Raw genomic sequence first — 334 nt, 5'->3', positions numbered from 1 at the left:
TGATTCGTACGACAATGCGATGGCCGAGGCATTCAACTCGTTGTTCAAAGCCGAGTGCATCCGGAACCCGGTGATGCGTCCTCGAGGTGGCTGGAGTGGTGTCGGCGAGGTTGAGATCGCCGTCGCCGAGTACATCGATTGGTTCAATCACCGCCGCCTGCACGGCGAGATCGGACACGTCCCGCCGGTCGAGTACGAGACCGCCTACTGGTCGACCCACACGGTCACCAGCTACCGTGAGAACCCGGTCCCGGCAACCGCTGGAGCCAACTAACCGAGCCTCCAGCAAACCAGGGGCGATTCAAACAGTGGAGATGCTCACGGCATTGAACAC

The 334-nt window shown here is 60.8% G+C and carries 1 protein-coding gene; it reads left to right on the top strand.

From position 1 onward, the window contains the following. Positions 1 to 274: integrase core domain-containing protein (locus tag OK17_RS21805; protein WP_461418734.1), on the top strand; the 274-nt coding region annotated here is incomplete at its 5' end. Between the last annotated feature and the right edge of the window lie 60 nt (positions 275 to 334).

This window comes from Gordonia sp. GN26 (genome assembly GCF_054823965.1).
Note: the sequence above shows the minus strand (reverse complement) of the source record. Positions and strands in the feature narration are given on the sequence as shown.